Here is a 12,422-nt window from a genome sequence, read left to right as displayed (position 1 = left end):
CGTCACTTCATCGACACGACGCCTATCTGCTTGAGCAGCGTGAGATTGTCCTCGATGTGCCAGTTGTCGGTCACCCTGCCATCCGTCACTTTCAAAAGATCGGTTGCGATGAACTCGATCGTCTGGCCCGTCCCCTTGGCGGAGGCAAACGTCCCGGTGAAATGACCACGGAACACCATGTGGACGGTGACGTAGTTGCCGGAGAATATCATTTTGCGGACCTCGACGGAAAGGTCCGGGACGGCGGCGCGGAACGTCTTCGACGCGAATGCTGGGCCTTCGGGTCCCTGCGGACGGCCGTCGGGCAACGTATGGTCGGTGAAGGACGGCGAGATCGCAGCCTTGAGATCAGCCTCGTCTCCGGTGTTCCAAAACGAGTAGAAATGCCGAGCTGCCGTCTCCGCAGACGCCTCGGCATGTGATCGCTTCGCTGAATGGACGATGTCGTCGATCTTCAGCGGTGCCGCCGCGAAGGCCGGAGCTGACACGGAAATTGCAAGAGCGGCAGCCGCAAGGCCGCCTGTCACAGCGTTCTTGATCATTGTCTTCAATCCTGTTTCGGTTGGTCAGTTGGTTTCGACGTCGTCCCGGAAGACGAGTTCGAGAAGGATGCCGCCCGGGGTGCGGACAAACAGCCGCCGTTCCCCGAGCTCGGGAAGGTCCATGGTGGAGTAGGCGATTCCGGTAATATTCAGCTTGCGGCGGAAGGCGCCGTATCCTTTGAGGCGAAAGCCGACATGGTCGATCGTCTCAGCATCTCGGCCGACGGTTACCCCGCTGCCAGGAATAAGATGGACGAGTGGCTCGTCGCCGCGATAAAGCCAGTATCCGGGAAAGCTGAAGTTCGGTCGGAAGCCGACGGTCAGGCCAAGCAGGTCCTGCAGGAACTCTCGGGTTCCTTCGAGGTCCGCCGTCCGTAGTGTCACATGATCGAGCTGCATAGTGTCACGCGATCACGCCGCCACCATCGACACGCACGGTCGAGCCGGTGGCAAACGGCGTCGTCATCAGGAAGAGAACGGCGTTGGCGATATCGGAAGGCTGGCCGACGGTCTTGGCGGGCAGACTGCCGGCGACGCGCTCAAACATCGCGGTGCGGTTCGCTTCCTCCATCTTCGACCAAAGCGGCGTGTCGATCAGGCCTGGCGATACGGCATTGACCCGCACAGGGGACAGCTCTAGCGCCAGACCGCGGGCAAGCGATTCCAATGCAGCGTTGATCGCGCCTTGTAGTACCGAGGACGCTGATGGGCGCTCGCTCAGGAACCCGGAAATAAAGGTCAGCGTGCCGCGTTCCGCAATCCTTGCGGCCTTGGCGATCCGGTAGGCACCCCAGAACTTGCTCTCCATCGCTTTCTTCGCGTCATCGAGCGAAAGCCTGCGAACCGGACCGCTGGGCGTCTGAGCCGCAGAGACGACGATATGATCCCATGCGTCATGGGATCCGAAGAAGGTTTCGATCGCAGACCCATCGCCGGTATCGAGCACGACTGTGGCCATCGAGGGGTCGACCGACGCTGCGGCTTTCCCGAGCTTGTCTGACGATCGCGATGCGATTGTGACGACAGCGCCTGCGGCATGTGCCTGCTGGGCGACTGCAAGCCCGATGCCCGAGCTGCCGCCGATGACGAGGACGCGCTTCTGGTTCAACGATGCCATGTCCATCTCTCCGCGATTGGTTTCGATAGCGACAAATTAGAGCTCGAACGTACTTGCGATAATGGAGATTGTTGTCGATGGTCTCTTGCGATATCAGCAAGAATATGAGCGACAACTTTCTCGACATGTTGGTCTTCGTGCGGGTGGTTCAGGCGGGTAGCCTGTCAGGTGCTGCACGCGAGCTGAACTTTTCGCTGACCGTGATCAGCCGCAAGCTGTCGAGGCTGGAGGAGCGGCTGGGGGTTCGGCTGATCAACCGGACGACTCGGTCTCTGGCGCTGACCGATGAAGGCGCGCGGTTCTACGACCGCTGCGTCCAGATCCTGGCGGAGATCGACGATGCCGAGACGGAAGCATCGAGCGGAAGGGATACCGCAACCGGTGTACTGAAGGTCACATCGACCTTCGCATTCGGCATCCGATGGATCGCGCCGTTGCTCAGCGAATTCCAAGAGATGCATCCTGGTCTGCTCGTGCATCTCGACACAGACGACAGCCTCACAAATATCGTCGAAGGCGGATACGATCTCGCGATCCGCTTCGGCTCGCTCGCCGACTCCAGTCTAATCGCCAGGCAGATTGCCCCGAACAGGCGTGTCATCTGCGGCGCGCCCGCCTATCTCCGTCGCCGCGGAAGGCCCGAGACAATCGAAGACCTTACCCGCCACGATGTCATCGCGTTTGGCGAACCGCCGAACAATCACTGGACCTTCGCCGATGGCCGCAGCGTAAATGTCATGGCAAGGCTCACGACCAACAATGGCGAACTTGCTCACCGCTGGGCGCTTTCGGGAGCCGGGCTCGTCCTAAAGTCCATCTGGGACGTCCACGACGACATCGAAAGCGGCAAGCTCGAGATTGTCCTCCCCGACGTTCATCTTGCTGCTGCGCCAATCCACGTCGTTTTCCCGCATAGCCGGCTTGCAGCCGCCAAAGTGCGGCTATGCATCGAGTTCCTTGCAAACAGACTGAAGTCATCGAACGCATCGCTTCGATTCTAAAACCCAGGCGGCTATGTCGCTTCGAACATGAGCGCGGATGTGGCGCTATCTCATCAATTCTGGCGGCTTAAGGAGATACTGGTGGCTGACCGTTCCAATCTCGTCAAGAGCGTAAGCCCAGAGCCGTTAACGTGAATATTGAGCAGAGCGAGGACGCTGTGTGGGGACCTCGACGTGGAGGTCGAGATTACGCTGAAGGGGGCAAGCGACCAGAGATCGAGGGCTGCGTCCTTAGGCGCGGCGCCTTTGGCTCCCACTGAACATGCCACCTCGGTAAACCTCCGCCGCAGGATCCATCGAGAACAGCAAGACGTCTGATCCAGCCCATGCGGTAAGATCGTCATAGGCCGCGGTCGAAAATACGCTTTCCCCGTCCGATATGACCTCGCCCGCGATGGCGACCTTTCCACTGTAGACGTAGAGCAAGGTGTTTCTTCCAGTCTCCTCGGCCGGCAGCCCCAGATGGACCCCTTCAGCGATACGGGCGTCAAAGACGCGGACGTCAGATCTGACTTTCAACGGTGCAGCGCTCGGTCCGGCGATGAGCCGCCAGCTATCGACGCTGTATTCCTCGGGGAACTCATGAAATTGTACCATCGGTTCCAGATCGGGAGCGTTCGGTCGCAGGAATATCTGCAGAGCTTTCACAGAGCCGTCGCCAAGCATCAGTTCCTCGTGCTGAAAGGTATGACCGGCGTTCATCATCATGAAGTGGGTCTTATCGAGTTTCTTTTCGTTTCCGACGGTGTCGCGATGCAGCATCTCGCCATTGCGGATATAGGTCAGGATTTCGTCATCCTTGTGCGGGTGCATGCCGATGAGATGACCCGGCTGCACCTGTGCGCGGTCGATCCTGCCGATCGGGCCAATACCGCTGTCGTCCGACGTCAGCGTCAGGCCGGGATAGAGGATCTCGACGGCGAAGCCGTGGGCGAAATCACCGCGCATACGGCCAGCGGGAATCTTGGTGATGGTCACTGTGGTGTTCCTCTGATACGGACGCGGGCTCCATGACCCGCGCCAGACGGGCCTACTGTGCATGCTCAATGATAGTTCAGGATGCCAACCAGCTTCTGACCGAGCGGGCTCGTCCAGTCGACGGCAAGCTCGGAGATGATCTGATCGACGGTGGTGATGATCGCGCCGGCCTTCTCCATGCGGCGCAGGGCGACGTCGTCGCCGTACTTGGTGTAGGAAGCCGACGCGTCGGCCGAGACCTGGACCTCGTAGCCCTCGTCGAGCATCTGCAGGACCGGAAAGGTGACACAGATTTCGGTCGTGATGCCGGCGACGAAAAGCTTCTTGCGACCGATCGCCTTGACGGCCTGATTGAAGCCGTCGTGGTGCATGGCGTTGACAATGCCGGGACGCTTGACGCGGGCTTCGAAGGCCTCGGGCAGGATGGCTTCGAGTTCCGGCAGCAGCGGACCCTGGATCTGGTCTTCCATGCTGGAGGTCAGGATCGTCGGGATGTTGGCAGCCTTGGCTATACGGGCAAGCTTCAACGCGTTCTGCTTGACCAGGTTGATGTCATGCGAGTGCGTCCAGGCCATCGTGCCGATCTGGTGATCGATCAGCAGCATGGCGGAATTTTCGGGGGTGAATACGTCCTTATGCATTGTCGTGTTCCTTTTCCTTTCGGCGGCCGTGGGTGAAGTTCGTTTCGATCCGCTCGATGATTGGAATTTAGCGTTGCGATCATCGGCACGGTAGCTCTATGGTTGGCGACTCTGTAGAACGAAAAATGGAACGCTGGGATGATCAGCTTTGAAGACATGCAGACCTTCGTCGAGGTGGCGGACGGCGGTGGCATCACAGTCGCGGCTCGGCGTCTCGGCCTGCCGAAGTCGATCGTCAGCCGGCGGCTCGTCCGGCTTGAAAGCGAGCTTGGCGTCCAGCTTCTGGCACGCACGACCAGGGGTGCCTCGCTCACCGAAGCTGGCGTCTCCTTCCGCGAGCACGCCGCCCGCATGTGTCTGGAGATGGACGTCGCCCGCGAGGAGATGCTGCCGACCGGGAAGCTGCGGGGACGCCTTCGCGTGGCGGTTCCGTCGTCCTTCGGTCCCGGGCACTTCGCCCCAGCACTGGCCGAGCTCGCCCGGCTGCATCCGCTCCTGCAGCTCCACGCGCATTACAGCGACCGATATGTCGACCTGGTGGCGGAAGGCTTCGACTGCGGCATCCGCGTTGGCTATCTTCAGGATTCAAACCTGACGGCGCGCAAGATCGGCGCTTTCACGGCGGGCCTCTTTGCCAACCCTGAGTACCTGCGGGTCCATGGCGTTCCGCAGAAACCATCAGACCTGCTCGAACATCAGGCCATCCTTCAGGGGACCGAAAGCTGGAAGGTCTCGGATGGCACCAAGACGGTGGTCGTCAACGGTCAGGGACGGTTCAAGGCTGACAGCGCTGCGGGCATTGCGGAAGGGACGGCGGCCGGACTTGGCGTTGCCGCTCTGCCGGTGGCGATCGCGCAAAGCTACCTAAGCGCAGGCACCCTTGTGCCGATCATGTCAGACTACAGTCTGCCGGAAATCGGGGTCTACATCGTGCGGCCGCCGGGCTCGCATGTGTCCCGGAAGGTCAGGGTTCTGATAGACTTCTTTGTCGAGCGGTTCGCGGCGAACGCTCAGGCTGGCCAGCGCGGAGAAGTCTAAGACTGTGTCGGCGACTGCCGCTTTTGAAACGCCACACCCCAGTCGCGCATGGCCATCAGCACGGGCGCAAGCGTTTGTCCGAACGGGGTGAGCGAGTACTCCACGCGTGGCGGGACTTCGGCAAAGACTTCGCGGGCGACGACCCCGTCGGCTTCGAGCTCCCGCAGCTGCATCGTCAGCGAACGCTGGCTCGGGTCGCCGACCAGGCGGCGCAGCTCGCCGAACCGTCGCGGCCCATCCAGCAGCCGGTAGATAATCATCGGCTTCCACTTTCCGCCGGTGACATCGACGGTTGTCTCGACGGGGCATTTCTGGCCAGTGGTCATCACGCTCTCCAATAGTGTACGTTCTATCCCTATAGGCAGAACTGTTGCCTACTTGCAAGTTGGCACCCGTAGCCTCTAGTGGACGCAGTTATATTCAGAGGTGCGTCATGCGAGCTGCTTTCTACGACCGACAAGGATCTGCAAAGGAGGTGCTGTCCATCGGCGAGGTACCCGATCCGCAGCCGGGAGCCGGAGAGGTTCGGGTGAGGGTGGTTGTGTCAGGCATCAATCCGTCCGACATCAAGACGAGGACTGGATTCGGTGGGAAGGCAATGCCCTTCCCACGGATCGTGCCGCATCAGGACGGCGCGGGCGTCATCGATGCCGTCGGTCCCGGTGTGCCTCCGTCGCGCGTCGGCGAGCGCGTCTGGGTCTACATGGCGCAATGGGGCCGCGTGTCCGGGACGGCGGCGGAACTCGTTGTCGTTCCCTCCGCGCAGGCTGTCAGGCTGTCCGAGAGCGTATCCTTCGAAATCGGCGCGTCACTGGGCGTTCCCGCGATGACCGCGCATCGCTGCCTGTTCGCCGACGGGGACCTGTGCGGCAAGCGGGTCCTCGTTCAGGGTGGAGCTGGCGCCGTAGGCAATGCGGCGATCCTGCTTGCGAAGTGGGTGGGGGCCTGGGTGGCGGCGACGGTGAGCCGCGAGGAGCAGGCCGAGGTCGCGCGAGCGGCCGGGGCCGATCTTGTGCTCAACCGTCACGGTGAAGATGTCCCTCAGGCGCTACGATCGGCGACCGGCGGCCATGGTGTCGACCGTATCGTCGACGTCGATATATCCGCCAACGTCGACGTAGCGGTCGCCTCACTCGCCCGCGACGGAGTCGTCTCGGCCTATTCGACGGAATCGCCAGGCGCGAAGCTGACGATCCCGTTCTTCCCGGCGCTGCTCGGCGGCTTCTCGTTCCGTTTCGTCTATGTCTACACCATGCCGGAAACCTCGATGAGGCAGGCAGCCGAAGAGATTTCTGCCTGCGCCGCATCGGGCGCATATGATCCGCGGATCGCGAAGACATATGCCCTCGACGAAGTGGCCGAGGCACACGAGCTTCAGGAGAGCGGGAAAGCTGTCGGTAAGGTTCTCCTCCGAATTCAGAATCCGTGATGCGATGCCATCAAGCTCAGCTTATTAGGCTACGATGGCTTTTGGATCCAGGAACGTCTCGAAGCCGAACACGCCGTACTCGCGGCCGATGCCCGACTGCTTGAAACCGCCGAATGGAGCGAGAGGTTCATGGGGTGCACCGTTGAGCACGACGCGGCCGCTGTCGAGCCGATCCGCAAGCACCTGCATGCGCGCGGCGTCGGTGCCATGCAGGTAGGCACTGTTTCATGCAGCGTAACAGTCCAGTGCCAAACATGAGTGTTCAGCCGCGCGATCGCGCATTGCATCCTGTGCTCACGGATCGGGATGGACCCGGTCTTGAATCAGGAGCGATCACATGAAACTTTATCACCATCCGCTGTCTGGCCACTCGCACCGCGCCAGGCTCTTCCTTTCACTGATCGGACTTCCGCACGAGCTGGTCGAGGTCGATCTGAAGGCTAGCGCTCACAAACAGCCCGACTTCCTTAAAATGAACCCGTTCGGGCAGGTCCCGGTTTTGGCGGATGGCGATGTCTTCATCTCCGATTCCAACGCGATCCTGGTCTACCTTGCCAAGAAGGCAGGCCAGACCGAATGGCTTCCCGAAGATGCAAAAGGAGCCGCCGATGTTCAGCGTTGGCTCTCGGTTGCAGCCGGGGAGATCGCCTACGGTCCGGCAGCTGCTCGCCTGGTGACCGTATTTGGTGCCAAGTTCAACCCGGAAGAGGTTATTGGCCGTGCACACACTATCCTCGGACGGATTGAGAGCCAGCTGCAAGGACGGGAATGGCTGGTTGGCAACCGCCCGACGATCGCCGACGTCGCGATCTACAGCTATGTCGCACGAGCCCCTGAGGGCAATGTCGACCTTAGCGTCTATCACTCTGTCAACGCTCTGCTGGCTCGCGTCGAACAGCTTCCAGGCTTCGTCGACTTCGTCAAAACACCGGTCGGCCTTGCCGCCTGAGCCTCGACAGGAGCGTGCGACACCTCGCACGCTCTTCGCCTCTTTTTCTGGAGAACGCAGATGTCCATGAAGCTTACAAAGTTGCCGACGTGGCATGAAGGCGAGACCTTTATTCAGGAAAAGCTCGGCGTAAAGGAACGCATGGCCTCCGTCGGCCAGCGTGTCGTTCGCGATTTCATGCCGGACCAGCACCGGGACTTCTACGCCCAACTCCCCTTCATCGTTCTCGGGAGCGTCGATCAAGCCGGAGACGCCTGGGCGACGTTCGTCGAAGGTGAGCCGGGGTTCCTGTCGTCGCCTTCGTCCGTCGTGCTAGACATTGCCGCGCACCGCGATCCGAGCGACCCGGCCAGCGAAGGATTGGCCGATGGCCTGCCGATCGGTCTCCTTGGCATCGAGATGCACACCCGTCGCCGCAACCGCATGAACGGCTTTGTCTCGACGATCGACGGCGGTTTCCGCATTGATGTCGACCAGAGTTTTGGCAATTGTCCACGATACATTCAGCTGCGCGACTTTTCTTTCGAGCGTCAGCCAGGCGAACAGTTTACCGGTGAGGTCGAGGAACTGCCCGCCCTCGATGACGAAGCGCGTGCGATCATTCGAGAAGCCGACGCCTTCTTTGTCGCGTCCTATGTCGATCGCCAGGACCGGCGTCAGGTGGATGTATCCCATCGCGGCGGCAATGCCGGATTTGTCCGCATCGGCGACGACGGCGTCCTGACGATCCCAGATTTCGACGGAAATCTCTTCTTCGCAACGCTCGGCAACATCCTGCTGAACGGAAAGGCAGGACTTCTGTTCGTCGATTTCAAAACGGGCGATATGCTGCAGATGACGGGGAAAGCCGAAGTCATTTTCGACTCGCCCGAGATCGCCGCCTTCCAGGGCGCTGAGCGCTTTTGGACATTCAAACCGACACGCATCGTTCGTCGCCGTAATGCGCTGGCGTTGAGATGGGCTTTTCAGAAGGACGGCTGGTCGCCGAGTTCCCTGATGACAGGCAGCTGGAGCCAAGCCGCCGACCGTCTCCGCGCCGCAGAGTTTGCTAAAAGCTGGCGGCCAATGACCGTCACCGCGATCGTCGATGAAAGCGCGACGATCAAGTCTTTCCATCTGCAGCCCGGCGATGGCGCGGGGCTCCTTCCGCACGCGGCCGGCCAGCATCTGCCCATCCGCATCAAGCTGCCCGGCGAAGATAAGGCCGTCATTCGCACCTACACGCTCTCGGTCGCGCCGTCCGATGGGATCTACCGCATCAGCGTCAAACGCGATGGTCAGCTATCTCAGTTCCTCCATGATCGCATCGCCGTTGGCGATGTCATCGAGGCGCGCGCGCCGGCCGGCGAGTTCACCATCGACGCCCGATCGACCCGCCCAGCGGTTCTTCTTGCAGGAGGCGTCGGCATTACGCCGCTGCTCGCGATGCTCCGGCACGTCGTTTACGAAGGGCTTCGCAAGCAGCGTATCCGTCCGGTCACGCTATTCTATGCGGCTCGCTCGAAGGCTGATCGACCGTTCGACAACGAGATCGCCGACTTGATCGGTGCGGCGAAGGGCGTCGTGCGATTAATCAAGGTCCTCAGTGACACCACAGATGCTGAAGAGGGCAGGGACTTCGACGCCGCAGGGCGGATCGATATGGCGATGCTGACTCGGTTCCTCCCCTTCAACGATTATGATTTTTATCTGTGTGGGCCGGCCCAGTTCACCCAAGGACTCTATGACGGACTGCGGGCTCTCAACATTGCTGACGACCGCATTCAGGCTGAAGCCTTCGGTCCGTCGTCGCTTATCCGCACGGGTCAACCCGCACAAGCCGTTGCGTCTGCCGCGGCCCAGCCGTCGGAAAAGCCTGTGCCAGTCATATTCACGAATTCCTTGAAAGAAGCACGCTGGACACCTGGTTCCGGCACTCTCCTGGAACTCGCCGAGGCACGCGGCCTCGAGCCTGAGTTCAGCTGTCGGGAAGGAAACTGCGGCACGTGCCGGACCAAGCTCGTCAAGGGTGCCGTCGCCTACGTCAAGAAGCCCACCGCGAAGATCGACGCCGACGAAGTGCTTCTGTGCTGCGCCGTCCCTGCTGACCAGGAAGGCGGCCTGCAGCTCGCTGTCTAAGGGCTCGATTGCTGCGTCCAGCGTAACGGTCCCTTGTTCCCTTTAGATCTTCAGCAAGATGCCCCAGCGGATCATATTCAATCTCAAGAGAGCGACGTCTCTTTCAACCGAAAAAGGAGAATACAATGTCACGCGTCCCTACCCCTGCAACCATCGGCGACGCACCAGAAGCCTCTCGTCCGATTCTCGAGACCATCCAGAAGCGGATTGGCTCGGTTCCGAACATCTTCCGGCTGGTTTCCAATAGCTCCGCCGCATTGACAGGCTTGACCTCGCTCCAGGGCGCGCTCGCCAAAGGCAAGCTGCCGCCGGCCACCCGCGAACGCATCGCACTCGCCATGGCTGAAGCAAACGGCTGCGACTATTGCTTGTCGGCCCACACCTTCACTGGCACGAAGTTCGCCAAGCTCGACGAAAGTGAAATCGCTGCCAACCGCAACGGCACATCCAACGATCCCAAGGCAGCGGCCGCTGTCGAGTTCGCCCGGGCTCTGACGGTCGCTCGCGGGTCCGTCTCGCCAGCCGAAATCGCCAAGGTTCGCGATGCCGACTACAGCGATGCCGAGATCGTCGAGATCATCGCTCATGTGGCCCTCAACACCTTCACGAACTACGTGAACGAGGCCCTCGACACCGAGATTGACTTCCCCCGCATCGATCGCGCTGCTGCCTGAGGCCGGGCTCTGGAGGCGGTGCCAGATGTACCGCCTCCCGCTCCACATCATTCTGAGAGGAATTTTACCATGTCCCGTCCGCCGCTTCCCCCATTCACCAGAGAGAGCGCCATTGAAAAGGTCCGTCTTGCAGAGGATGGGTGGAACAGCCGCGATCCTGCCAAAGTGGTGCTTGCCTATACGCTCGATACCCGTTGGCGCAATCGCGCCGAGTTCGCAAAGAACCGGGCCGAGGCCGAGGCTTTCCTGACCCGCAAGTGGAATAAGGAGCTCGACTACCGCCTGATCAAGGAACTCTGGGCCTTCACCGGCAATCGTATTGCCGTCCGATATGCCTACGAATATCGCGATGACAGCGGCCAGTGGTTCCGCGCCTATGGCAACGAGAACTGGGAATTCGCCGAAGACGGCTTGATGCGGGAACGCCATGCCAGCATCAACGAACACCCGATCGCCGAAGCAGATCGCAAGTTCCGTTGGCCGCTGGGCCGCCGGCCGGATGACCATCCTGGCCTCAGCGATTTCGGATTTTAGGCGGCTGAGCCAGGAGATGGAAAAATGGCCGGCTCGTCAATCGATGCTCGCATAAGGCTTTCAATAGAGCTTGCTCTCACGGGAACCAACGCGAGCAAATCGCTGTTGGCGAAACAAGAAGAAGCCGGTCGTGCCCTTGGCATGACAGGCGCCGAGATGGATGTTGCCAGCCAAGGTTCCAGCTTCGATTTCGAGACTTCGGTCGCGGTCTCGCTTGCTTTGAATGCCCGTCGGGAGACGTACCAGCGCGCCTTGCGCGCCGGTCTTTCCGAGGAAGCCTGCGCGGAGATAGAATTCATCTCGCAGGCTTGCCGTTCTCAATCGGATGATCCCGTGCCTCTTGAGGCTTCGTTTTCAAGCCCCTAAGGTCTTGGAAACTGAAGTGCTTCGGGGGAATGGATGGATCGCTGGCAAGCAATGAGGATCTTTGTAAAGGTCGCCGAAACCGAAAGTTTCGCGGATACCGCACGCCAGATGTTCATGAGCGCACCGGCTGTCACACGTGCCGTTGCCTCGCTCGAAGACCTTATTGGCGCGCGCCTACTCGTGCGAACCACCCGCTCGGTGAAGATGACCGAAGCGGGCGTTCGCTATTTTGAAGATTGTCGCCGGATTCTTGCCGATATCGCGGAAGCGGAAGCGGCTGCCGGCGGTTCCTATGCGACGCCGACGGGGACTCTCTCCATAACCGCGTCCGCGCTGTTCGGGCAAATGTACGTTCTTCCGGTCGTGACGGATTACCTCGATACCTATCCGACGATGAAAGCGAAGACGCTGTTCATCGACCGACCGGTCAACATCGTCGAGGAAGGCATCGATGTCGCTGTGCGCATCGGCCATCTCCCCGACTCTAATCTTTCTGCCGTGAAAGTTGGTACAGTCCGTCGCGTCATGTGTGGTTCTCCGAAGTATTTTGAGCGCTTTGGTGTTCCGAAATCGCCAGCTGACCTTAAAGACCACCGTATCGCGGCTTCCACTGCAGCTTGGGCTTCGCCTGAGTGGAAGTTTGGCGACGATCTGCGAGTATCCGTGGATGCGGCTTTACAATGCAACACCAACGAAGCGGCGATCCAGTCGGCACGCGAGGGGTGGGGCCTGACAAGGGTGCTCAACTACCAGATCGGCCCAGCCCTCGTTGCTGGAGAGCTACAGATCATCCTCAGTGAATTCGAAGAACCACCGTTACCCATACACATCCTTCATCCGGAGGGCCGGCACGCTCCGGCAAAGGTTCGCGCCTTCGTCGATATGGCTGCAGCAAGGCTGCGCGAGAACCGCCTTCTCAATTAGTCGGCCAGTCCTGCCGCACTCATATCACCAGACGTAATAATCCCTTGTCCAATACGAACATTCTCCTTCCACGCTGAAAGCGCGACGGTGGTCGCAGGCAATAAGCCGCTC

General features: G+C 60.5%; 15 protein-coding genes and 1 pseudogene. 9 read left to right on the top strand and 7 right to left on the bottom strand.

From position 1 onward, the window contains the following. Window positions 1-2: 2 nt before the first annotated feature. Genes GDN47_RS29000 through GDN47_RS28990 form a run of 3 tightly spaced genes read right to left on the bottom strand, consistent with a single transcriptional unit; the run spans window position 3 to window position 1,659 of the window. Window positions 3-542 carry an ester cyclase gene (locus GDN47_RS29000; RefSeq protein WP_152094777.1) on the bottom strand — a complete coding sequence of 180 codons (540 nt, stop codon included), beginning with the start codon at window positions 540-542 and terminating at the stop codon, window positions 3-5. 24 nt (window positions 543-566) lie between these two features. Beyond that, window positions 567-941, bottom strand: coding sequence for a VOC family protein (locus GDN47_RS28995; protein ID WP_113409368.1), 375 nt, complete (start codon window positions 939-941; stop codon window positions 567-569). A 4-nt stretch (window positions 942-945) separates the two neighbouring features. After that, window positions 946-1,659 (bottom strand): SDR family oxidoreductase, encoded by a 714-nt coding sequence (locus GDN47_RS28990; protein ID WP_152094776.1) that lies wholly within the window; start codon window positions 1,657-1,659, stop codon window positions 946-948. A 77-nt stretch (window positions 1,660-1,736) separates the two neighbouring features. Here GDN47_RS28990 and GDN47_RS28985 point away from each other — a divergent pair, with 77 nt between their 5' ends. Then, window positions 1,737-2,660: a LysR family transcriptional regulator gene (locus GDN47_RS28985; RefSeq protein WP_233790178.1), complete on the top strand. Its 924-nt coding sequence runs from the start codon at window positions 1,737-1,739 to the stop codon at window positions 2,658-2,660. A 231-nt stretch (window positions 2,661-2,891) separates the two neighbouring features. Here the strand turns inward: GDN47_RS28985 and GDN47_RS28980 are convergent, their stop codons facing one another. Together GDN47_RS28980 and GDN47_RS28975 are read right to left on the bottom strand one after the other, a co-directional pair. Further along, window positions 2,892-3,638, bottom strand: coding sequence for a pirin family protein (locus tag GDN47_RS28980; protein WP_113409370.1), 747 nt, complete (start codon window positions 3,636-3,638; stop codon window positions 2,892-2,894). Between the two features lie 65 nt (window positions 3,639-3,703). After that, window positions 3,704-4,279: an isochorismatase family protein gene (locus tag GDN47_RS28975; RefSeq protein ID WP_152094775.1), complete on the bottom strand. Its 576-nt coding sequence runs from the start codon at window positions 4,277-4,279 to the stop codon at window positions 3,704-3,706. Between the two features lie 138 nt (window positions 4,280-4,417). Between GDN47_RS28975 and GDN47_RS28970 the strand changes: the two genes are divergently transcribed. Further along, window positions 4,418-5,317: a LysR family transcriptional regulator gene (locus GDN47_RS28970; protein WP_113409372.1), complete on the top strand. Its 900-nt coding sequence runs from the start codon at window positions 4,418-4,420 to the stop codon at window positions 5,315-5,317. On the opposite strand, the gene GDN47_RS28965 is transcribed toward GDN47_RS28970, so the two are convergent. Further along, window positions 5,314-5,643: a winged helix-turn-helix transcriptional regulator gene (locus GDN47_RS28965; protein WP_113409373.1), complete on the bottom strand. Its 330-nt coding sequence runs from the start codon at window positions 5,641-5,643 to the stop codon at window positions 5,314-5,316. The genes GDN47_RS28970 and GDN47_RS28965 overlap by 4 nt on opposite strands. 107 nt (window positions 5,644-5,750) lie before the next feature. Between GDN47_RS28965 and GDN47_RS28960 the strand changes: the two genes are divergently transcribed. After that, complete coding sequence (locus GDN47_RS28960; RefSeq protein ID WP_113409374.1) at window positions 5,751-6,746, top strand: NADPH:quinone reductase; 996 nt, start codon at window positions 5,751-5,753, stop codon at window positions 6,744-6,746. A 24-nt stretch (window positions 6,747-6,770) separates the two neighbouring features. Here GDN47_RS28960 and GDN47_RS28955 read toward each other — a convergent pair. Then, window positions 6,771-6,965 (bottom strand): annotated as a pseudogene (locus GDN47_RS28955) (aldehyde dehydrogenase family protein); the annotation flags it as partial. 118 nt (window positions 6,966-7,083) lie between these two features. Here GDN47_RS28955 and GDN47_RS28950 point away from each other — a divergent pair. The 6 genes from GDN47_RS28950 to GDN47_RS28925 all read left to right on the top strand — a co-directional run bounded on the left by GDN47_RS28950 (window position 7,084) and on the right by GDN47_RS28925 (window position 12,311). Next, entirely contained in the window at window positions 7,084-7,695 is a 612-nt protein-coding gene (locus tag GDN47_RS28950; RefSeq protein ID WP_152094774.1) for a glutathione S-transferase family protein, read from the top strand. 60 nt (window positions 7,696-7,755) lie between these two features. Next, a complete protein-coding gene (locus GDN47_RS28945) occupies window positions 7,756-9,813 on the top strand; it encodes a 2Fe-2S iron-sulfur cluster-binding protein (RefSeq protein ID WP_113409376.1) in 2,058 nt (685 codons plus the stop codon). Between the two features lie 125 nt (window positions 9,814-9,938). Then, a complete protein-coding gene (locus tag GDN47_RS28940) occupies window positions 9,939-10,487 on the top strand; it encodes a carboxymuconolactone decarboxylase family protein (protein ID WP_113409377.1) in 549 nt (182 codons plus the stop codon). 69 nt (window positions 10,488-10,556) lie between these two features. Continuing rightward, complete coding sequence (locus tag GDN47_RS28935; protein ID WP_113409378.1) at window positions 10,557-11,021, top strand: nuclear transport factor 2 family protein; 465 nt, start codon at window positions 10,557-10,559, stop codon at window positions 11,019-11,021. A 24-nt stretch (window positions 11,022-11,045) separates the two neighbouring features. Continuing rightward, a complete protein-coding gene (locus GDN47_RS28930) occupies window positions 11,046-11,387 on the top strand; it encodes a hypothetical protein (protein WP_113409379.1) in 342 nt (113 codons plus the stop codon). A 33-nt stretch (window positions 11,388-11,420) separates the two neighbouring features. Then, window positions 11,421-12,311: a LysR family transcriptional regulator gene (locus GDN47_RS28925; protein WP_113409380.1), complete on the top strand. Its 891-nt coding sequence runs from the start codon at window positions 11,421-11,423 to the stop codon at window positions 12,309-12,311. Window positions 12,312-12,422: the final 111 nt, after the last annotated feature.

Origin of the sequence: Martinezella dioscoreae, from assembly GCF_009176305.1 — a bacterium.
Lineage (GTDB): Bacteria > Pseudomonadota > Alphaproteobacteria > Rhizobiales > Rhizobiaceae > Rhizobium > Rhizobium dioscoreae.
Note: the sequence above shows the minus strand (reverse complement) of the source record. Positions and strands in the feature narration are given on the sequence as shown.